Origin of the sequence: Elstera cyanobacteriorum, from assembly GCF_002251735.1 — a bacterium.
GTDB classification, from domain to species: domain Bacteria; phylum Pseudomonadota; class Alphaproteobacteria; order Elsterales; family Elsteraceae; genus Elstera; species Elstera cyanobacteriorum.
This window is the reverse complement of the sequence record NZ_NOXS01000032.1, coordinates 586,490-605,801: the sequence shown is the minus strand read 5'-3', so window position 1 is coordinate 605,801 and position 19,312 is coordinate 586,490. Positions and strand designations below refer to the sequence as shown.

The 19,312-nt window shown below is 61.7% G+C and carries 17 protein-coding genes; 10 read left to right on the top strand and 7 right to left on the bottom strand.

The annotated features are described in order from the left end of the window. Positions 1 to 686: hypothetical protein (locus CHR90_RS19245; protein WP_141210939.1), on the bottom strand; the 686-nt coding region annotated here is incomplete at its 3' end. Positions 687 to 1,116: 430 nt separating this feature from the next. Next, the gene (gene uvrB, locus CHR90_RS12065; RefSeq protein WP_094409235.1) at positions 1,117 to 3,252 is read right to left on the bottom strand and encodes an excinuclease ABC subunit UvrB; all 2,136 of its coding nucleotides are present in this window, start codon (positions 3,250 to 3,252) and stop codon (positions 1,117 to 1,119) included. Positions 3,253 to 3,362: 110 nt separating this feature from the next. Here uvrB and folB point away from each other — a divergent pair, with 110 nt between their 5' ends. From folB to CHR90_RS12030, 7 genes are all read left to right on the top strand, one after another. Then, positions 3,363 to 3,785, top strand: coding sequence for a dihydroneopterin aldolase (folB, locus tag CHR90_RS12060; RefSeq protein ID WP_229671434.1), 423 nt, complete (start codon positions 3,363 to 3,365; stop codon positions 3,783 to 3,785). Between the two features lie 363 nt (positions 3,786 to 4,148). Further along, a complete protein-coding gene (gene uvrC, locus CHR90_RS12055) occupies positions 4,149 to 6,059 on the top strand; it encodes an excinuclease ABC subunit UvrC (protein ID WP_094409234.1) in 1,911 nt (636 codons plus the stop codon). Positions 6,060 to 6,106: 47 nt separating this feature from the next. After that, positions 6,107 to 6,673 carry a CDP-diacylglycerol--glycerol-3-phosphate 3-phosphatidyltransferase gene (gene pgsA, locus CHR90_RS12050; RefSeq protein ID WP_094409233.1) on the top strand — a complete coding sequence of 189 codons (567 nt, stop codon included), beginning with the start codon at positions 6,107 to 6,109 and terminating at the stop codon, positions 6,671 to 6,673. A gap of 3 nt (positions 6,674 to 6,676) precedes the next feature. Further along, on the top strand, positions 6,677 to 6,928 hold the full coding sequence (gene moaD, locus CHR90_RS12045; protein ID WP_094409232.1) for a molybdopterin converting factor subunit 1: 252 nt from the start codon (positions 6,677 to 6,679) through the stop codon (positions 6,926 to 6,928). A 4-nt stretch (positions 6,929 to 6,932) separates the two neighbouring features. Further along, positions 6,933 to 7,388, top strand: coding sequence for a molybdenum cofactor biosynthesis protein MoaE (locus CHR90_RS12040; protein ID WP_094409231.1), 456 nt, complete (start codon positions 6,933 to 6,935; stop codon positions 7,386 to 7,388). Positions 7,389 to 7,443: 55 nt separating this feature from the next. After that, on the top strand, positions 7,444 to 7,695 hold the full coding sequence (locus tag CHR90_RS12035) for a DUF4160 domain-containing protein (protein ID WP_094409275.1): 252 nt from the start codon (positions 7,444 to 7,446) through the stop codon (positions 7,693 to 7,695). After that, positions 7,682 to 8,011 (top strand): DUF2442 domain-containing protein, encoded by a 330-nt coding sequence (locus CHR90_RS12030; protein ID WP_094409230.1) that lies wholly within the window; start codon positions 7,682 to 7,684, stop codon positions 8,009 to 8,011. The genes CHR90_RS12035 and CHR90_RS12030 overlap by 14 nt, the downstream gene beginning before the upstream one ends. On the opposite strand, the gene CHR90_RS12025 is transcribed toward CHR90_RS12030, so the two are convergent. Genes CHR90_RS12025 through glmU form a run of 4 tightly spaced genes read right to left on the bottom strand, consistent with a single transcriptional unit; the run spans position 8,008 to position 13,451 of the window. Continuing rightward, a complete protein-coding gene (locus CHR90_RS12025) occupies positions 8,008 to 8,859 on the bottom strand; it encodes a glycosyltransferase family 2 protein (RefSeq protein ID WP_170941386.1) in 852 nt (283 codons plus the stop codon). The two genes, CHR90_RS12030 and CHR90_RS12025, sit on opposite strands and share 4 nt — an antisense overlap. Next, positions 8,846 to 10,258, bottom strand: a complete 1,413-nt coding sequence (locus tag CHR90_RS12020) for a mannose-1-phosphate guanylyltransferase/mannose-6-phosphate isomerase (protein ID WP_094409228.1) — start codon at positions 10,256 to 10,258, stop codon at positions 8,846 to 8,848. The genes CHR90_RS12025 and CHR90_RS12020 overlap by 14 nt, the downstream gene beginning before the upstream one ends. Positions 10,259 to 10,267: 9 nt before the next feature. Next, on the bottom strand, positions 10,268 to 12,094 hold the full coding sequence (gene glmS / locus CHR90_RS12015; RefSeq protein ID WP_094409227.1) for a glutamine--fructose-6-phosphate transaminase (isomerizing): 1,827 nt from the start codon (positions 12,092 to 12,094) through the stop codon (positions 10,268 to 10,270). A gap of 4 nt (positions 12,095 to 12,098) precedes the next feature. Next, on the bottom strand, positions 12,099 to 13,451 hold the full coding sequence (gene glmU / locus CHR90_RS12010; RefSeq protein ID WP_094409226.1) for a bifunctional UDP-N-acetylglucosamine diphosphorylase/glucosamine-1-phosphate N-acetyltransferase GlmU: 1,353 nt from the start codon (positions 13,449 to 13,451) through the stop codon (positions 12,099 to 12,101). Between the two features lie 212 nt (positions 13,452 to 13,663). Here glmU and CHR90_RS12005 point away from each other — a divergent pair, with 212 nt between their 5' ends. Genes CHR90_RS12005 through CHR90_RS11995 form a run of 3 tightly spaced genes read left to right on the top strand, consistent with a single transcriptional unit; the run spans position 13,664 to position 18,211 of the window. Then, on the top strand, positions 13,664 to 15,949 hold the full coding sequence (locus CHR90_RS12005; protein ID WP_141210938.1) for an LPS-assembly protein LptD: 2,286 nt from the start codon (positions 13,664 to 13,666) through the stop codon (positions 15,947 to 15,949). After that, the gene (locus CHR90_RS12000; RefSeq protein ID WP_094409224.1) at positions 15,949 to 17,220 is read left to right on the top strand and encodes a nucleotide sugar dehydrogenase; all 1,272 of its coding nucleotides are present in this window, start codon (positions 15,949 to 15,951) and stop codon (positions 17,218 to 17,220) included. Before CHR90_RS12005 ends, CHR90_RS12000 begins: the two co-directional genes overlap by 1 nt. Positions 17,221 to 17,230: 10 nt before the next feature. Then, complete coding sequence (locus CHR90_RS11995; protein ID WP_094409223.1) at positions 17,231 to 18,211, top strand: NAD-dependent epimerase/dehydratase family protein; 981 nt, start codon at positions 17,231 to 17,233, stop codon at positions 18,209 to 18,211. Between the two features lie 32 nt (positions 18,212 to 18,243). Here CHR90_RS11995 and CHR90_RS11990 read toward each other — a convergent pair whose 3' ends face one another. Continuing rightward, the gene (locus tag CHR90_RS11990; RefSeq protein ID WP_094409222.1) at positions 18,244 to 19,308 is read right to left on the bottom strand and encodes a branched-chain amino acid ABC transporter permease; all 1,065 of its coding nucleotides are present in this window, start codon (positions 19,306 to 19,308) and stop codon (positions 18,244 to 18,246) included. Positions 19,309 to 19,312 lie beyond the last annotated feature (4 nt).

The following is a 19,312-nucleotide window of genomic DNA, read 5'->3' as shown; positions in this document are numbered from 1 at the left end:
CGAATCACGTCACCAACCCCGACGCGAGGGGTTTTTCGAGGTGTCCGATTGATAAGAACCGCTATCTTGGATTCGACTTCATCTATTCGATTCGCAAAAGGTGACTTTAACCAAATAGTATAGTAATACCCGCGCTCGTCGGCCGACGTATCAACAAAAATGCTTCGGTGTTCAACGCCTTCCCGAAGGAGCGAGCAAGATGTAATGATCTGATTTAATTCAATAGATCTATAATATTCGCATTTTTCATCGATGTAACCCGGATCAAGAAATATTTTTTCTCCGCCGGTTTCGCAATTCCCTTCCCCATAACCTTTATCATCGAGAAAATTACTTCCCATCCGATTTTTTGCCTTTTGACAGGGCGGTACATAGTCACGTCCAAAACCAACTTTCTTAATAAAAAAATATATCAAAGCGTCTTCAGATTTATCGTAACCCTGCCGATCACTATATTTCGGATCGGGATATGCGTCCCACCCAAATTGAGTACCTGCCTTAGGTTCATAACTGAGGTCAGAGAACCAGAAACGGAGCCTAATTGCATAGAAAATGGGCGTTTGAGACGCTCGTGATTGTTCAATATAGCGATCCTCAAAATACCCCATGGGGACACGAAAAACATCGCCATCGCTGCCGATGCGAAACGGTAACGGCACGTCTAGATCGCGAACGGGATCAAGCATGACGGGCCTATTCAACTCAGCATTCACTATTAATAGTCCCACACCCGAAACAAGCGCGGCAAAGCTATAGAGGAGACAACCTTTCAGGCTCACGACGNCATGGGGACACGAAAAACATCGCCATCGCTGCCGATGCGAAACGGTAACGGCACGTCTAGATCGCGAACGGGATCAAGCATGACGGGCCTATTCAACTCAGCATTCACTATTAATAGTCCCACACCCGAAACAAGCGCGGCAAAGCTATAGAGGAGACAACCTTTCAGGCTCACGACGCCTGCCCCCCGATCTCAATCCCGGGCACGACGCTCTTGAGGTCGGCAATCATCGCATCCGTATGCCCAAACGGTGCCAGCAGATCGATCAGGCGCAGGATCCCTCTTGGGCGGTAGCGTCCTCTTCCTCCCCACCATCGCGCAGCGGACGCGGTTCACGACCGCCCCTTCCGCCGTCCCCGGTTGGCCTTCGCCGCTTGGGCGCTGCCCGCTTTCGGCTTTGCGTCCCCCGCCGGAAGCCCCAAATCCAGCGCCTCCAGGCGGCGGAGTTCGTCGCGCAGGCGGGCGGCTTCTTCGAATTCCAGATTGGCGGCGGCGTCGCGCATTTTTTTGTCCAGCTCGGCCATATGGGTCTTCAAATCCTTACCCATCTGGTAATCCGGCCCAGCATCGACGGTCAGATGGTCGGCGCGCTCGAAGACCGAGGACAGCACGTCGCCGATGGATTTGCGCACCGTTTCCGGCGTAATGCCGTTGGCGGCGTTATAAGCCTGCTGCTTTTCGCGGCGGCGGTTGGTTTCGTCGATGGCGGCCTGCATGCTGGCGGTGATGCGGTCGGCGTAGAGCAGGGCGCGGCCTTCGACATTGCGGGCGGCGCGGCCGATGGTCTGGATGAGGGAGGTGCGGGAGCGCAGATAGCCTTCCTTATCGGCATCCAGAATGGCGACGGTGGAACATTCGGGAATATCCAGCCCCTCGCGCAGGAGGTTGATGCCGATCAGCACATCGAAGACGCCCAAGCGCAGATCGCGGATAATCTCGATGCGCTCCAGCGTATCCACGTCGGAATGGACGTAGCGGACCTTCAGCCCGGCTTCGGTCATATATTCCGTCAGCGCCTCGGCCATTTTTTTGGTGAGGGTGGTGACCAGCACGCGACTATTCTTCGCCGCCTCCGCCTTGCACTCGGCAATCAGGTCATCGACCTGATGTTCGGTCGGGCGAATGATGCACACGGGGTCGGTCAGCCCGGTCGGGCGCACGACCTGTTCGGAATAAACCCCCTCCGTCTGCCCCAATTCCCACGGGCCGGGGGTGGCGGAGACGAAGATGGTCGAGGGGCGCAGCACCTCCCACTCTTCGAACTTCAGCGGGCGGTTATCGAGGCAGGAGGGCAGGCGGAAGCCATAGTCCGACAGGGTGGATTTGCGCGCAAAGTCGCCCTTATACATCGCGCCCAACTGCGGCACGGTGACGTGGCTTTCGTCGATGACCAGCAGGGCATCGGGCGGCAGATATTCAAACAGCGTCGGCGGCGGTTCGCCGGGATTGCGGCCCGACAGGTAGCGCGAATAGTTTTCGATGCCCGCACAAAAGCCGGAGGCTTCGAGCATCTCCAGATCGAACTGCGTGCGCTGTTCCAGCCGCTGCGCCTCCAGCAGCTTATTGGCGGCGACCAACTCCTCCAGCCGCAGTTTCAGATCCTGCTTAATCTGCTTGATGGCTTGATTGAGGGTCGGGCGCGGCGTGACGTAATGGCTATTGGCGTAAATGCGCACATCATTGAGGGCGGTGATCTTTTCGCCGGTCAGCGGGTCGATCTCGTGCAGCCCTTCGATCTCGTCACCGAACAGCGAGATGCGCCACGCGCGATCCTCGTAATGGGCGGGGAAGAGTTCGATCGTGTCGCCGCGCACGCGGAAGGTGCCGCGCCCAAAGCCCGCGTCGTTGCGCTTATACTGAAGCTCCGTCAGGCGGCGAATAAGCTGCGTGCGCTCGAAACTCTTCCCGACCGCGAGATCGACCGTCATGCTCGAATAGGTCTCGACCGAGCCGATACCATAGATGCAGGAGACGGAGGCGACGATGATCACATCGCGCTGTTCCAGCAGCGACCGGGTGGCGGCGTGGCGCATCCGGTCGATCTGCTCGTTGATCGTCGCTTCCTTTTCGATATAGGTATCGCTGCGCGGAACATAGGCTTCCGGCTGATAATAATCATAGTAAGAGACGAAATATTCGACGGCGTTATTGGGGAAAAAGCTCTTCATTTCCCCATAAAGCTGCGCCGCCAGGGTTTTATTGGGCGCTAAGATCAGCGTGGGCCGCTGCACCTCTTGGATTACATGGGCAATCGTGAAGGTCTTGCCCGACCCGGTCACGCCCAGCAGCACTTGGTTACGCTCCTCGGCCCGCACACCGGCCACCAGTTCTTTGATGGCGGTCGGCTGGTCGCCCGCCGGCCGATACTCCGAGATGAGCTCCAGGCGGGCGCCGTCCGTCGGCCAATCGTAATCGGCCCGGTGGACGCGGACCCCGCCGAGCGGATGATCGAGCACCGGAATTCCCATAGCAGCTATCCCCTTTTTAGGCGCGAATGACACTAGCGCGCCGCAGCGAAGGCGGCTAGAGGGTAGGAACAAACCGGGGCTGTCCCGGTCTGCCGGTTCAGGATGCGCCCATGACCGATGTTTCGCTGTCGCCCCGTCTTACGCTTGGCCGCGTCGATATGCCCTTGCGCCCAACCCAGGGGCTGCGCCGCCTTTATGTCCACGATCTGGAGATGATGGCGGATATCGGTGTCTATCCCGAAGAAAAGGGCGTGCTGCAACCCATCGCCGTCTCGGTCGATCTGCTGGTGATGGAAACCGAACCGGGGGCGGACGATCTGGCCGCCGTTGTCTGCTATGCCACTTTGGCCGATGAGATCCGCAGTCTGGTGACCGGCACCCGGGTTAACCTTGTCGAAACCCTTGCCGATCGCATCGCCCGTTTGTGCCTCGCCGATGGCCGGGTGCGCACCGCCCGCGTGCGGGTGGAAAAGCGCGCCGTGATGCCCGATGCCCGCGCCGTGGGTGTGGAGATCGAACGTAGCGCGCCCTGACCGCGCAGGGCTGCAAGCGGTTCGCAAATGACCCGCCCAACCGCGAATTCCGCGCCCCCGTCAAGGGCCATTGTGCACAGCTCGGGGCGAATCCCTGTCAAGGAATAAATTGCCGACTCTTCAGGTCTGCCAGCCGACCCAGACACCGGAATGCGTTGTTTCGGAATCAGTAAATTCTAGAAAAATCAATGACTTGTAGAATTTGCCTATTTCTTGAGCAACCCTCCGAGTCGCCTAGAGTCCTGCCGCTCCCGCCCGTCTATCCGACCCTTCTCCACAGACTTATCCACAGGAATCGTGGATTGTCGCAACCCTTGCCGCCAGCCCCTTGATTCGCAAGCGACTCGGTCTTCTTATCCCTTCATGAGCACTCCGACCCCGCCCGAAAATCATACCATCGTCGTCCCGACGGCCCGCCCGCCCGTATCCTTCGACCGGGGGGCTGGGGTGATCGCGCGCGTGGTCGAAACCCTGCCGCTCAGCCCCGGCGTTTACCGGATGCTAAGTTTTGACGGCGATGTGCTCTATGTCGGGAAAGCGCGGCAGTTAAAGCGGCGGGTGGCCAATTACACCAACGCCAATGGGCTGCCGGTTCGTATTCGCCGCATGGTGGCCGAAACCGCCAGCATGGAGATCATCACCACCCATACCGAGGTGGAAGCGCTGCTGCTGGAAGCCAATCTGATCAAAAAGCTGCTGCCGCGCTATAATGTGCTGCTGCGCGACGATAAGAGCTTTCTCAATATCTTCATCACCGGCGACCATGCCTATCCGCAGCTCACCAAGCATCGCGGCGCCCGGAACCGCAAGGGTGACTATTTCGGCCCCTTTGCCTCGGCGGGGGCGGTGGAGCGGACCGTGCAGGCCTTGCAGCGCATCTTTTTGCTGCGCACCTGCTCCGATACGATTTTTTCTGGGCGGACGCGGCCCTGCCTACAATATCAAATCAAGCGCTGCTGCGCCCCCTGCGTCGGCAAGGTGAGCGAAACGGAGTATGGCGATCTGATCGACAGCGCCAAATCGGTGCTATTGGGCCGCAGCCGCGATATTCACGAGAAGCTGACCCAGCAGATGCAGGCGGCGGCGGAGATTTTGGATTATGAGGCGGCGGCGAAGTTCCGCGACCGCATCCGCGCCCTGGCAACGATCTTACAGCGCCAAGACATCAACACGCTGGATTTCGCCGATGCCGATGTCTTCGCCCTGGCCCAAATCGGCGGGCAAAGCTGCTTGCAGGTCTTCTTTTTCCGCAACGGCAGCAATTATGGTAATCACGCCTATTACCCCGCCCACGACGATCAGGCAACGCCGGGGGAAATTCTCGCGTCCTTTATCGCGCAGTTTTACGACGAACGCCTGCCGCCGCCGCTGCTGCTGCTCAGCGATCCTGTGGAGGAAGAAGGCTGGTTGGCCGAAGCGCTCTCGGTGAAGGCCGAGCGGAAAGTGTCGATCCAGGTGCCGAAGCGCGGTAGCAAGGCCGATGTGGTCAAGCACGCCGTGACCAATGCCAAGGACGCGCTGGAGCGGCGCCTCGCGGAAAAAGCCACCCAGCGCAGCTTGCTAGATCAAGTGGCGCGGATCTTTGCGCTGCCCGCGCCGCCGCAGCGGATCGAAGTGTATGACAATAGCCATATCCAAGGCACCAACGCCATCGGGGCGATGATCGTCGCCGGGCCGGATGGATTCCAGAAGAACGCCTACCGCACGTGGACGATCAAGGGGGAAGACCTGACCCCCGGCGACGATTTTGGCATGATGAAGGAAGTGCTAACCCGCCGCTTTTCCCGCGCGCTGAAGGAAGACCCGGACCGGCAGGGCGGCTCCTGGCCCGATCTCGTCGTCATCGACGGCGGCGCCGGGCAATTGGGGGCGGCGGTCGCAGTGATGGAAGCGGTTGGCGTTGCCGATCTGCCGCTGGTCTGTATCGCCAAAGGCCAGGACCGCGAGTCGGGGCGGGAAGATTTCTATCTGCCCGGCAAGACCCCGTTCAAACTGCCGCCGCAAGACCCGGCGCTCTATTATATCCAGCGGCTGCGCGATGAGGCGCACCGTTTCGCCATCGGCACCCACCGCGCCAAGCGCCAGAAGGCACAGATCAAGTCAGAGCTTGATGAGGTGCCGGGGATAGGTCCGAACCGGCGCAAGGCGCTGCTGCACCATTTCGGCTCGGTCCGTGCGATCACCCGCGCCGGGCTGTCTGACCTTGAACAGGTGCCGGGGATTAGCAAAACCGTCGCCAAAAAAATCTATGACCATTTCCACGGCGGCAGTTAGAATGCCGCGCCTGCGGGCCTTGCGAGAACAAAGGGTGGTTTCCCCGGATGTATAGCCTGCCGAACCTGCTAACGCTCTCGCGTATTGCCGCTATTCCGATTGTGGTCATCCTGCTCTATATCCCCGGCCCCTGGGGGGCGTGGAGCGCAGCCTTTGTCTATGCGCTCGCCTGCATTACCGATTGGCTGGACGGTCATATCGCCCGGCAACGCAAATTACAGTCCGACTTTGGGCGGTTTCTCGATCCGATTGCCGATAAGCTGCTGGTCGCGGCGATCTTGCTGGTTCTGGTGGGCCAACAGCGGATTGCTGGGCCGATGATTGTGGCGGCGCTCATCATTCTTGGGCGGGAAATTCTGGTGTCGGGCCTGCGGGAGTTTCTGGCGGGCCTGCGCATCTCGGTTCCCGTCTCCCGCCTCGCCAAATGGAAGACCGGCATTCAGATGGTGGCCCTCGGCGTCGTCATGGTCGGCGAGTATGGGCCGCGCGGTTTTTATATCGAAGAAATCGGCGACCTGGGCCTTGCGGCGGCGGCCATCCTGACCCTTATCACCGGGTATGATTATCTGCGCGCTGGCCTGCGCCATATGGACCAGCCCAAGACCGAGGAGTAACCGATGCGCGTGCGCTATTTCGCCTGGCTGCGCTCCCGCCTCAATCGGGCGGAAGAGGCGGTGGCCCCGCCGCCGGGGGTGACCACGCTCAATGGCTTGATCGATTATCTCGCGACCCTCTCGCCCGGTCACGCGGCGGTGTTCGAGGACCGTTCGGTCATCCGTGCCGCGATCAATCAGGTCTTCGCCGATCTCGATGCCAGCTTCGCGCCGGGGGACGAGGTCGCCTTCTTCCCGCCCGTTACTGGGGGCTAAGCCGATGCGCGTTACCCGCGTGCAGGCAGCGGCCTTTGATCCGGGGGCAGAGCTTGCGGCTTTCACCGCGTCCGCCCCCGACGCAGGGGCGGTGGTGAGCTTCACCGGCCTCGTGCGCGGCCAGGATCACGCTGGCCAGCCGCTTACGGCCATGACGCTCGACCATTACCCTGGCATGACCGACGCCCAAGTGGCCGCGATTGCCGAGGAAGCCGCGAAGCGCTGGCCGCTTCAAGGGCTGCTGGTCATCCATCGCTTTGGGCGGCTCTTGGCGGGGGAACCGATTGTTTTCGTTGCTACCGCATCCGCCCATCGCCGCGCCGCCTTCGAGGCCGCCGATTTCCTGATGGATTGGCTGAAGACCAAAGCACCCTTCTGGAAGCTGGAAGAAGGCCCCGGCGGCGAAACCTGGGTGGACGCCAAGGCCGAGGATGATGCGGCGGCGGCGCGGTGGGAGTGATTGCTAAGGCTTCCGATTGATCCTACTCTTGGTAGGAAGTTCGACGGAGCATCCTGTGCCCTGTATTGACCGAGGTTTAGAGCCGTTTCGCATCCATATTTATACCAATGACCATCGCCCTTCGCATGTGCATGTCATTGGTCCTGGCATGGAGGCGGTTTTTAATCTGAACTGTCCGTCTGGCCCCATCGAACTGCGGGAAAGCCTGGGATTTAAAGCTAAAGTGCTGACGGGCGTTCGCGAGTATATCGTGCGGAGCCTCGGAAAATTCTGCGCCGCCTGGAGTGACATTCATGGAGCTTACTGACAGCGATATCGAGGTGGCGGAAGCCCGCAGCAAAGCCCAACACGCGCGCTGGCCGCGCGCGGTGAAGGTCAGGTTCAACCGTCACACCCGCCGGGTGGTTATTTCGCTGTCCAACGGGGTGGAAGTCAGTTTTTCACCCAAGCAGGCCCAAGGGTTTGAGACAGCCACCGATGCGGACCTTGGCGAAGCCGAAATATCGCCGTCCGGGCTGGCCGTATTTTTCCCCCGTCTTAATGCTGATATTTATATTCCCGGCCTGTTGCAAGGCTCCCTGGGGTCGGAGCTTTGGGGCGCCGCCGCACGCCGCAGCGCCTAACGCCGCTTCATCACCAGCCGCGCCGAAATCCCCGCCGCCAGCGCCAGCCAGACGGTAGCCCGCCACAGCCAGGGGCGCGGATACCACAGGCGGAAGTAGCGCCAGAACCCCGCCAGCTTATGGTTCTCCACCACCCAGGCGGCGGCGGCGCTAGTGGATTTGATGTGGGTGCAGGCGGGGGCGGGCAGGAACCAGCAGCGACCGCCAAGGGCGCGCAGGCGGGCGCAGAGATCGAGGTCTTCCAGATGCAGGAAGTAGCCGGTATCGAGGCCGCCCGTCGCATCCCAGGTGGCGCGCGGCATCAGCATGAAGGCGCCGGAGAGGGCCGGGACGGCGGTTAGCCCCTCAGGCAGCGGGTTCCCATGCCAGTTTAGGCGCAGGCGCGGGAAAAACCGTCCAAGGCCCAGCCCTTCGATGAAGAAATTCAACGGCGTGCCCGCCGCCCGGCGGCAGCCGCGCTGTTCTCGCCCATCGGCTTCCAGCAGGCGGACGGTGCCGATCCACGGTTTTGTTTCGGTCGCCAAAGCAGTCACTAGCGCGGGAACCGCGCCGGGGGCCAGCAGGCAATCGGGGTTCAGCATCAGCAAGAACGGCGCCCCACTCGCCGCGACACCGCGATGGCACCCGGCGGCGAAGCCGATATTGCCGTGCCCCGTGATCAGGCGCAGACGCGGATCGTCCCAGGCGCGCAGCCGGTCGAGTGTGGCGTCATCATTGCCATTATCGACCAGCAGAATTTCGGCCAGGGCCGGTTCGGCGCGGAGGGCGTCGAGGCATTGAAACAGCGCGGGGCCGGTGCGATAGGACACCAGCACCGCGCTGACCGTCGCCCGGTCAGTTGCGGCCATATTTATCGTCGAGGCGGACGATATCATCTTCCCCCAGATAGGCGCCCGACTGCACTTCGATCAGGTGCAGCGGCACTTTGCCGGGGTTTTCCAGCCGGTGGGTTTCACCCATCGGAATATAGATCGACTGATTTTCGAAGATCAGATGTTCGTCGGTGCCGCGCGTCACCTTGGCGGTCCCGGCGACCACCACCCAATGTTCGGCGCGGTGATGGTGCATTTGCAGCGACAATTTCTCGCCCGGCTTCACCACAATGCGCTTCACCTGATAGCGCTCGGCGGCGACCAGCCCTTCGTAACTGCCCCAAGGGCGGTAGACGATGGCGTGGCTTTCGGCCTCGCTGCGCCCGGCGGCTTTCAGCTTTTCGGCGATTTTCTTGACGTCTTGGGCCTTGTCCTTGCTGGCGACCAGCACGGCATCGCGGGTCGAAACCACGACGAGGTTTTCTACCCCAACGGCGGCGATCAGCGGCGCATCCGGTTCAGCACGCAGGTAGGAGGTTTTGACCCCTTCGGTCCAGACATCGCCCGCCGACACCGTCCCGCTGGCGTCGGGGGTGCCGATTTCCCATAGGGCAGTCCAGGCGCCCACGTCGCTCCAACCCGGATCGACCGGTACGACCGCGCCTTGGGTGGATTTCTCCATCACCGCATAGTCGATGCTCTCGCTCGGGCAGGCGGTGAAGGCAGCTTTATCGAGGCGCAGGAAATCTAGGTCGCGTCCGGCGGCGCGGAAGGCGGTTTCCGAGGCTGCCAGAATGTCGGGGCGATGCTGCCCGAGTTCGGCCAAGAACATATCGGCGCGGAACAGGAACAGGCTGGCGTTCCAGGAATAGCCGCCGTCGGCGATATAGGCTTCGGCGGTCGCCCGATCCGGCTTCTCCACAAAGCGGTCGATGGCGAATACCCCGTCACTGAGGGCGGCACCGCGCTGGATGTAGCCATAACCGGTCTCGGGCCGCGTCGGCTGGATGCCGAAAGTCACGAGTCGCCCGGCTTTGGCTGCCGCTTCGCCACAGGCCAACGCCGCGCGCAGGGCTTCCGGCTTGGTCATCGCATGGTCGGAGGCAGCGAGCAGCAGCAGCCCCTGCGGGTCGCGCTCGGCGACGGCCAGGGCCGCTATGGCGGCGGCGGGGGCCGTGTTGCGCCCGACCGGCTCCAGAATAATGCCGCTCGGCGTAATGCCCGCCTTTCGCACCTGTTCGGCGACGATAAAGCGGTGCTGATCGGAACAAATGATCAGCGGCGCGGCGAACTCCGGCGCCGGGAAGCGGCGGGCGGTTTCTACCAGCATGGATTCGGCCCCGACCAGCGGCAGAAGCTGCTTGGGGTAGAGGCTGCGCGACAGGGGCCAAAGGCGCGTTCCCGCGCCTCCGGAAAGGATGACCGGCGTAATCATAGGAATGGTTTACTCGACCGTGACGCTTTTCGCCAGATTGCGCGGTTGATCAACGTCGGTACCCTTTCGGACGGCGACGTAATAGGCCAGCAATTGCACCGGCAAAGCATAGAGCAGCGGGCTTACCAGCGGATCGATACTGGGCAGTTCCACCACATGGGCGGCGATGGGGCGTAGATGCTCCGCGCCCGTTTTGGTGGTGAAAACGATCACCCGCCCGCGCCGCGCCGCCACTTCCTGAAGGTTGGAAACGGTTTTCTCGAACCAACTATCTTCCGGTGCCAGCGCGATGACCGGCACCGCTTCGTCGATCAAAGCGATGGGGCCGTGCTTCATTTCCCCAGCGGCATAGCCTTCGGCATGGATGTAGCTGATTTCCTTAAGCTTCAGCGCGCCTTCCATTGCCAGCGGATAAGACAGGCCGCGCCCGAGGTAGAGCACGTCACGCGCTTCGGCGACTTCTTCGACAATCGCGGTCAGGGCACTCGGCAGTTTCACCAGCCCCTCGGCAAGGCGGGCAGGAATTTCCATCAGCGCCTGGGTGATCTGCGCTTCCCGTTCGGCGCTCAGAACGCCGCGCGCCCGGCCGAGGGCAGTAGCGAAGCAGGCGAGGACGGAAAGCTGCGCCGTGAAGGCTTTGGTCGTCGCCACGCCGATTTCCGGCCCGGCCAGGGTACGCAACACCAAATCGGCCTCGCGTGCCATTGCCGAGGTCGGCACATTGACTACGGCGGCTGTATGGGCGCCCTTGGCTTTGGCGTAGCGCAGGGCGGCCAGCGTATCGACCGTTTCCCCCGACTGCGACACGAAGATCGCAAGGCTGCCCGGCAGCACCGGCCCGTTGCGGTAGCGGAATTCCGAGGCGATATCGAGTTCGACCGGCACTTGCCCGAGGCTTTCGATCCAATATTTCGCCACCATCGCGGCGTAATAGGAGGTGCCGCAGGCGACCAGGGTAACGCGGTCGAGGCTGCCGAGATCGAAGGGGAGATCGGGTAGCACGACGCCGCGCGTTCCAGCATCCACCAGCCCATTGAGGGTTTCGCCGACCGTGGCGGGCTGTTCATGGATTTCCTTTTCCATGAAATGCTTATAGTTGCCCTTGCCGACGATGGCGCCCGACAGTTCGGTGATCTGGATGCGCCGTTCGACCGTCTCGCCTTTTTCATTGAGGATTTCGGCACTGTCGCGGGTGAGGATGGCGATATCGCCCTCTTCGAGATAGGCGATGCGGCGGGTCAACGGGCCGAGGGCCAGCGCGTCCGACCCCAAATACATTTCGCCGTCACCATAACCGACAGCAAGCGGCGAGCCGCGCCGCGCACCCATCAGCAGACCTTCTTCCCCGGTCACCAGCACGGCGATGGCGAAAGCGCCTTCCAGCCGCTGCATGCCTTGGACCATCGCCGCCTTCGGGCTCAGGCCCTGGTTCAGCAGATCGGTCAGCAGATAGACGATCACTTCCGTGTCGGTATCGGTTTCGAAGCGGAAACCCTTGGCCTCCAATTCAGCTCGCAGCGGGCGGAAGTTTTCGATGATGCCATTGTGGACCAGGGCGACCCGGTCACTCATATGCGGATGGGCGTTCGTCGTATTGGCGACGCCGTGGGTAGCCCAGCGGGTATGGCCGATGCCTAGAAGACCGGGCAGGGGGTGCTTGAAGACTTCCTGCTCCAGGTTGCGCAGCTTACCTTCCGCCCGGCGGCGGTCGAGCTTGCCGTCCACAAGCGTCGCAATACCGGCAGAATCATAGCCGCGATATTCCAGGCGGCGCAGCCCATCAATCAGGCGCGGGGCCGCGTCTTCGGTGCCGAGAATGCCGATGATGCCACACATGGTCCTAGTCCTTCTTCTTGGCTTTGGCCGCGCGGCGGGTTTCGCGGAACCGCTCGGCTGCCCCTTCTTTTTGCACCAGCTCCCCCCGGACGACCGCAAGCGCATCGGCAGGAACGTCTCGCGTGATCGTGCTGCCTGCGCCGATCAAGGCCCCGTCACCAATGACGACTGGCGCGACAAGCGCGCTGTTCGAGCCGATGAAGGCGCCCGCGCCAACTATAGTGCGATGTTTATTAATGCCGTCATAATTGCAGGTAATCGTTCCGGCGCCGATATTCGCGCCCGCCCCAATGTCCGCGTCGCCCAGATAGGTGAGATGATTGGCTTTGGCGCCTGCGCCTAAAACGGCATTCTTCACTTCAACGAAATTACCGACATGGGCGCCGTCGCCGATCTGTGCGCCGGGGCGCAAGCGGGCGAAGGGGCCAATAATAGCGCCGGAGGCAACCGTAGCCCCTTCGATATGGCTGAAGGCGTGAATAGTCACCCGATCCGCAACGGTGACGCTGGGACCGAAAACCACATTTGGGCCGATGGTCACATCCTGGCCGATCTTGGTATCGGCGGCGAAATAGACGCTGGCCGGATCTAGCAGCGTCGCCCCCCCGGCCATCGCCGCCGCGCGGTAGCGCGCCTGGGCGATGCCCTCGACAAAGGCAAGGTCGGCGCGGGAATTGACGCCGTGAATTTCGTCGGCGGCAATGTCGAGCGGCAGCACCAAGGCGCCATCGCTAACCGCATGCTCGACAATATCGGTCAGATAGAATTCGCCCTGGGCGTTATTCGGCGTTAAGCGCGCCAGCAGTCCGGGTAGGCGGGCGGCATCGACGGCGTAAATCCCGCCGTTGCACAGGGGGATAGCCTTTTGATCCGGCGCTAGGTCTTTCTCTTCGACAATGCGGGTAATGCTGCCGTCGGCGGCTTGGATGATCCGTCCAAAGCCCGTGGGATTGACCGGGCGGAAGGCGCCAACGAGGAGGGCCGCCCCTTTTGTCTGCCGGGTTTCGATCAAACGGCGGACGGTTTCCGGGCGTAGCAGCGGGGCATCGCCCATCAGGATCAAGACTGTGCCGCTATCCGGCAGTTCGGGCAGCGCCATTTGCACGGCATGGCCGGTGCCGCGCCGGTCATGCTGAATAACGAAGGGATGCGGGGCGACGGCGGCCTCTAGCACGGGCATATCGGGGCCGATAACGGCGACGATGCGCAGGTCGTCGCCCTGGGTTGCTGTTTCCAACGTCGTGATCAGGTGGCGGATCATCGGCCGATGGGCGACCGGGTGCATGACTTTTGGCAGCGCCGATTTCATCCGCGTCCCCAAACCCGCAGCCAGGATGATAGCCGTGATCTGAGACATTCAGCACTCCCGCTGGTTGTGTTCTGTCCTGGGGACCGTGCCATATCGGCGCCCTGCCTGCAAAGCGACGTTTTGTTTCCCCCCGTTGCGACGTGTTGCAACTTGTTGCGGTGTGCTTCACACCGTTACCGATAGGGGCCGGTTTCTGCTTGGCGCGCGCTGAAATTTGGTGGCATGGTGCAGCGCGATTTTCGAAAAGAGGAGACGGTTTGGTGCGCATCAGGCTCGCCGGGACGATGGGACGCGGGAACGGGCGGGATGCCCTCAGCCGCCCTTGGGTCATCGCCCCGATGCTCGGCCTCGCCGCCAGCCTCCTCGGCACCAGCGCGCTTGCCCAGCGCGTTGGCCCGTCGGTCCTATTCGATCAGCTCCCCCAACGCCCTGCCGTTGCCCCGGTAGACCCAAAGGGCGAGTTTCTGCTGGAAGCCGACGAGGTTATCTACGACCGCGACAATGACATTGTTACAGCCCGGGGTTCGGTTGAAATCAGCCAGGGCGACCGGGTGGTGAAGGCGGATGTGCTGAGCTACAACCGCAAGCGCAAACTGGTCACGGCATCGGGCAATGTCGTGATGCTGGAGCCGACGGGCGATACATTCTTTTCCGACTATCTGCAAATCTCCGACGATCTCTCCAATGCGATCATGGAGAATTTCAAGGCGCTGCTGATCGATAATTCCCGCATCGTCGCCAAAGGGATGGAGCGGTTGGCGGGCAACCGCAAAGTCATGACGCGCGCCGTTTTCTCGCCTTGCAACCTGTGTAAAGACGATCCCAGCAAGCCGCCGCTGTGGCAGCTTAAGGGCCGTCAGGTTGTCCATGACGAGCAAAAGCGCGATCTGCACTACCGCGACGCCACACTGGAAGTGGCGGGCGTGCCGGTGTTTTACGCGCCTTATTTCTCGCATCCCGACCCAAGCGTGCGGAACCGCTCGGGCTTTTTAACGCCGACGGTAGGCTATTCCAACAAGCTCGGCGCTGTGTTCGGAATGCCCTATTACGGCATTATCAACGATAGCAGCGACGTGACGGTCGAGCCGCGGATTTACTCGAAGGAAGCCCTGCTGGGTGCAGCGGAATATCGCCAGCGCTTCGAGCACGGTAAAATCCGCGTGGCGGGGTCTTTCCTGAACGATACCGTGTTCGACGATAAGCCGACGCCGCCGGGCCTTGATTGGCGCGGCAACTTCGCCTCTGAAGGCCGGTTCGACTTGGGCGAGCATTGGCGCGCGGGGTGGGATATCGCCCGTGCAACCGACCGGACATACCTGCGCCGCTATAAGATCGGCCCGGATTTTACCAGCAAGGGCCGGTATCAGGTTTCGAACGCGCTGACCTCGACGGCTTTTGCGGAAGGTTTTTACGGGCGCTCCTACTTCGGCCTCAGCAGCTATGCGTTTCAAACGCTGCGCGCGGAGGATAACCGCGACACGATTGCCAAGATCCATCCGGCGGCGGTGGCCTCGCTGGTCTCCGATGCGGATAGTCTCGGCGGGCGCTGGAAGCTCGATGCGGATATCCTGTCGTATTCCCGCAAGCTTGGCACCGATAGCACGCGCCTCGCCACCACGACCGGCTATCATCTGCCGTTGATTACCGATGGCGGCCATGTCTTCGCCTTTTCGGCGACGGTTCAGGCCGATGTTTATTCGGTGAATAATTTGCCCCAGGCCAATGGGCGCAGCTTCTCGGGGGAAGAAAGCCGCCTGCATCCGCAGTTGGCTGCCACCTGGGCCTATCCGCTGATCAGCCGCCAATCGGGGGCGACCTTCTTGATCGAACCCAAGGTCGGCGTCGTTGCCGGGCCGACCGGCGGCAATAAGAGCAAGATCCCGAACGAAGACAGCCGCGTCGTCGAGTTGGATGACGTGAACCTGTTCATGCCCCGCCGCTTCCCAGGCCGCGATCGCATCGATAGCGGCAGCCGTGTCGATTACGGCCTGCGCGCGGAAGTGAAGACCGATGGCGGCGCCTCGGCCTCGGCGATGATCGGTCAATCTTATCGTCTGTCGGAAGGCACTAACCCCTATCCAAAAGGGTCGGGGCTGGAGGAACGGCAATCGGATGTAGTCGGTGCGGTAAAAGTGTCGCCCGGTTCCTGGATCGATTTCAATTATCGCTTCCGGCTGGATAAGGATAGCGGCACCCCGCAGCGCGAAGAAATGGGCGCGACGATCTATCGCGGCTTCAACAGCCTGTCGCTTTCCTACGTCAATTACGATCGGTTGTTCCCGGGGATCGGGATCGATTCGCCGCGCACGGCGGTTGCGTCGGGCCAAGTGCAGATTTCGGAATTCTACCGCGCCTATGCGATGGTGTCTTACGATTTGAAGAAGGATAAGCTGAGTTCGGCCGGGCTTGGCATTCTGTACGAGGATGAATGTTTCGCCATCCTCGGCTCCTACGTGCGGGATAAGCTGTCGGACCAGGATCTGCGCAACGATCAGACCTTCTTCGTGCGCGTCGCCTTCAAATATCTGGGCGAGTTCGGTCAATAATGAGCTTCCAGCGGATCGGAGTTCTGGGGTTAGGCTATGTCGGCCTGCCGCTGGCGGTGGCGCTGGCGGCGCGCCACTCGGTGGTCGGTTTCGATATTGATGCCCGCCGGGTGGCGGCGCTGGCCGCTGGGCAGGATTGGACCGGCGAAGTGCCCGATGCGGCGTTGGCCGCTGTGCAGGATCGGCTGACCGTTACGGGCGCCGAGGCGGATTTGCACGGCTGCGATTGCCTGATCGCCACGGTTCCGACCCCCATCGACGGGGAAAAACGCCCGGATCTAAGCGCCTTGGAAGCCGCATCGCGCACCATTGGGCGCGTGCTGGCCTCCGGTGCCGTGGTAGTGTTCGAAAGCACGGTTTATCCCGGCGTGACCGAAGGTCAGTGCGCGGCGTGGATTGGCGAAGAATCCGGCCTAGTGGCTGGGCGCGATTACGCGCTGGGCTATTCTCCCGAGCGGGTCAACCCGGGGGATCGGACCCACGGTTTGGGCGCGATTACCAAAGTCGTGGCGGCGCAGGATACCGCGACGGCGCAACGGCTTGCTCAGCTCTATGGCAGTGTGAATGGTGGCAATATCCACATTGCTCCCTCGATCCGAGTGGCGGAGGCTGCTAAAGCCATCGAGAACGCCCAGCGCGACATCAATATCGCCTTCATCAACGAAGTGGCGATGATCCTGCGCACGGCGGATATTCCCGTCTATGACGTTCTGGACGCGGCGCGGACCAAGTGGAACTTCCTGCCGTTCGTGCCGGGGTTGGTCGGCGGCCATTGCATCGGCGTCGATCCCTACTATCTCGCCACGTGGGCGGAAGACTTGGGCCATGCACCGGTGACTATTCTCGCCGGGCGCCAGACCAATGAGGCGATGGCCGGATTTTTCGCCGATCAGATTGCGGCACAGCTTGCCCCTGGCGCCTCCATCCTCGTGTTGGGGGCCGCGTTCAAGGAAAATATCGGCGATCTGCGCAATAGCAAGGCGTTGGAATTGACCGCTGATCTTACGGCCCGGGGCTTTGCCGTCGATTGTGCCGATCCCTGTGCCGATCCGACCGCGCTTGAACATCTGCTCGGCAAGCCACCCGTCACGCTTCTGCCGCCGCCGCGCGCCTATGATGCCGTCGTGCTGGCGGTCGCCCATCGCGCGTTTATCGGCTGGGGGCCTGCCGACTGGGCGGCGGCGGTCGAACCGGGCGGTTTGATTGCCGATATCAAAGGGGTTTGGCGCGGTAAGGCGCTGCCGCCCGACCGGCGTTACTGGACACTCTGAGAGGGACGCGATGACGATTCTCGTGACGGGCGCCGCCGGGTTCATCGGCTTCCATGTCTGCCAAGCGCTGCTGGCGCAAGGGCGGGCCGTTCTCGGGGTCGATAACCTCAATGATTACTACGATCCAGCGCTGAAGGACGCACGGCTCCAGCACCTCATCCATCAGCCGGGGTTTCGGTTCGAGCGGCTGGAGATCGCCGATACGGCGGCGGTCGCTGCGCTGGTTTCGCCCAGCAGCGGGATTACCGAGATTATCCATCTCGCGGCCCAGGCGGGGGTGCGCTATTCGCTGCAAAACCCGCACGCCTATATCGCCGCCAATATCCAGGGGCAGATTAACTTGCTGGAGGCGGCGCGGCATTTGCCGGGGCTGAAGCATTTCGTCTATGCCTCGTCGTCCTCCGTCTATGGGCACGCGGAAAAATCGCCTTTCTCGGTCCAGGACCGTACGGATACGCCGCTATCGCTTTATGCGGCGACCAAAAAGGCGGATGAGCTGTTTCACTATACCTATGCCCATCTCTACCGGGTTCCGGCGACGGGGCTGCGCTTCTTCACCGTTTACGGCCCATGGGGGCGGCCCGACATGGCAGCCTTCCTGTTCACCAAAGCCATTTTGGCCGGGGAACCGATCCGCCTATTCAATCGCGGCGATATGCGGCGCGATTTTACCTTCATCGACGATATTGTCGCGGGGGTGTTGGCGGCGCTGGATCGCCCGCCGCAGGATGCGGGGGTAAAACCACCGCACCAGATTTATAACCTCGGTAATAATCACCCGGAAAAGCTGACGGATTTCGTCGCCCTGCTGGAAGAAGCCTTGGGGCGCAAAGCGATCCTCGACCTGCAGCCGATGCAGCCGGGCGATGTCTATGAAACCGCCGCCGATATTACCGAAAGCCGCCGCGATTTGGGCTTCGAGCCAGTAACGCCGCTCGCTGTCGGGCTGCCGAAGTTCGTGCGTTGGTATCGCGAGTTTTACGGCGTCTAAAAAATTCGGGGGCCGAAGCCCCCGATCCTGCCTTACGCTTTCGCCGACTGTCGCAGCTTGCCGACGATCCCGGTAGGGAAGAAATAAACGCTAAGCACGAAGAGCACGCCGAGGATCAACAACCAGCGGTCCGGGTGCAGGATATGGCCGATCAGCGGAATACCTTCCACCTGCGTGGCCGCGACACCCAGCAGCTTTTGCAGATAGTTTTCGGCCAGAATGAACAGGGTACCGCCGATGACGGCGCCATAGAGCGTGCCCATGCCGCCGATCACCACCATCAGCAGGATATTCAGCATGATGTTGAACGATAGGGTGGTATCCGGTCCGGTATAGCGCAGCCACAGGGCATAGAGCGCCCCTGCAAGTACAGCCAACCCGGCGGAGAGGCAGGTGGCAATCGTGCGGTATTTGACCACGCGATAGCCCAGCGCCTCGGCGCGATATTCATTCTCGCGGATCGCCTGCAACACGCGCCCGAACGGCGAGTTGACCATCCGCAGGGTCGCGAGAAATAGCGCCAGCACCGCCACGAAGACGAGGTAATAGGCGACGATGCGGCCCGTGACCGGTGTGCCGAATAAAGGCTCGGCCAGCACTTTATAGGTCGGGCGCAGCACTTCCGGTACGCGGAAGCTGCGGCCATCCTCGCCACCGGTATAGTCCGACAGTTGCGAGACCAGTACGGCGAAAACGGTGGCGACCGCCAGCGTGATCATGGCGAAGAAAATTGCCTTCACCCGCAGCGATAGCAGCCCGATCAGCGCGGCCAGCGTGACCCCGAAGACGAGGGCGAGGGCAGCCCCGAGCCCCGCTGCGCCCCAGGTCGGTCCCATGAAGTGCATCGCCAAGCCAACGCCATAGCCGCCGATACCGAAGAACATCGTATGGGCGAAGGAGACGATGCCGGTATAGCCCAGCAAAATATCGTAGCTCGCCACCAGCAGAATGAAGATCAGGATCTTCGCGGCGGTATTGATCGCACTCGCGCCGCTGACCAGGAAGGGGGCGGTGGCGAGGCCGAACAGGATTAGCAGCAGAACGGCAGACAGAAAGCGGTTCCGCGGCAGATCGTCGGAGAGAAGCGCGCGCAGCATGGCC

Excerpts from the sequence above, each read along its gene's own strand:
- glmS (WP_094409227.1), bottom strand. The coding sequence starts at position 12,094 with ATGTGTGGCATCATCGGCATTCTCGGCACCGAAGACGCGGCCCCGCGC.
- CHR90_RS12020 (WP_094409228.1), bottom strand. The coding sequence starts at position 10,258 with ATGATTACGCCGGTCATCCTTTCCGGAGGCGCGGGAACGCGCCTTTGG.
- glmU (WP_094409226.1), bottom strand. The coding sequence starts at position 13,451 with ATGTCTCAGATCACGGCTATCATCCTGGCTGCGGGTTTGGGGACGCGG.
- CHR90_RS12040 (WP_094409231.1), top strand. The coding sequence starts at position 6,933 with ATGCGCGTTACCCGCGTGCAGGCAGCGGCCTTTGATCCGGGGGCAGAG.
- CHR90_RS12000 (WP_094409224.1), top strand. The coding sequence starts at position 15,949 with ATGAGCTTCCAGCGGATCGGAGTTCTGGGGTTAGGCTATGTCGGCCTG.
- CHR90_RS11995 (WP_094409223.1), top strand. The coding sequence starts at position 17,231 with ATGACGATTCTCGTGACGGGCGCCGCCGGGTTCATCGGCTTCCATGTC.
- uvrB (WP_094409235.1), bottom strand. The coding sequence starts at position 3,252 with ATGGGAATTCCGGTGCTCGATCATCCGCTCGGCGGGGTCCGCGTCCAC.
- pgsA (WP_094409233.1), top strand. The coding sequence starts at position 6,107 with ATGTATAGCCTGCCGAACCTGCTAACGCTCTCGCGTATTGCCGCTATT.
- CHR90_RS12025 (WP_170941386.1), bottom strand. The coding sequence starts at position 8,859 with ATGGCCGCAACTGACCGGGCGACGGTCAGCGCGGTGCTGGTGTCCTAT.
- CHR90_RS11990 (WP_094409222.1), bottom strand. The coding sequence starts at position 19,308 with ATGCTGCGCGCGCTTCTCTCCGACGATCTGCCGCGGAACCGCTTTCTG.
- CHR90_RS12030 (WP_094409230.1), top strand. The coding sequence starts at position 7,682 with ATGGAGCTTACTGACAGCGATATCGAGGTGGCGGAAGCCCGCAGCAAA.
- folB (WP_229671434.1), top strand. The coding sequence starts at position 3,363 with ATGACCGATGTTTCGCTGTCGCCCCGTCTTACGCTTGGCCGCGTCGAT.
- uvrC (WP_094409234.1), top strand. The coding sequence starts at position 4,149 with ATGAGCACTCCGACCCCGCCCGAAAATCATACCATCGTCGTCCCGACG.
- moaD (WP_094409232.1), top strand. The coding sequence starts at position 6,677 with ATGCGCGTGCGCTATTTCGCCTGGCTGCGCTCCCGCCTCAATCGGGCG.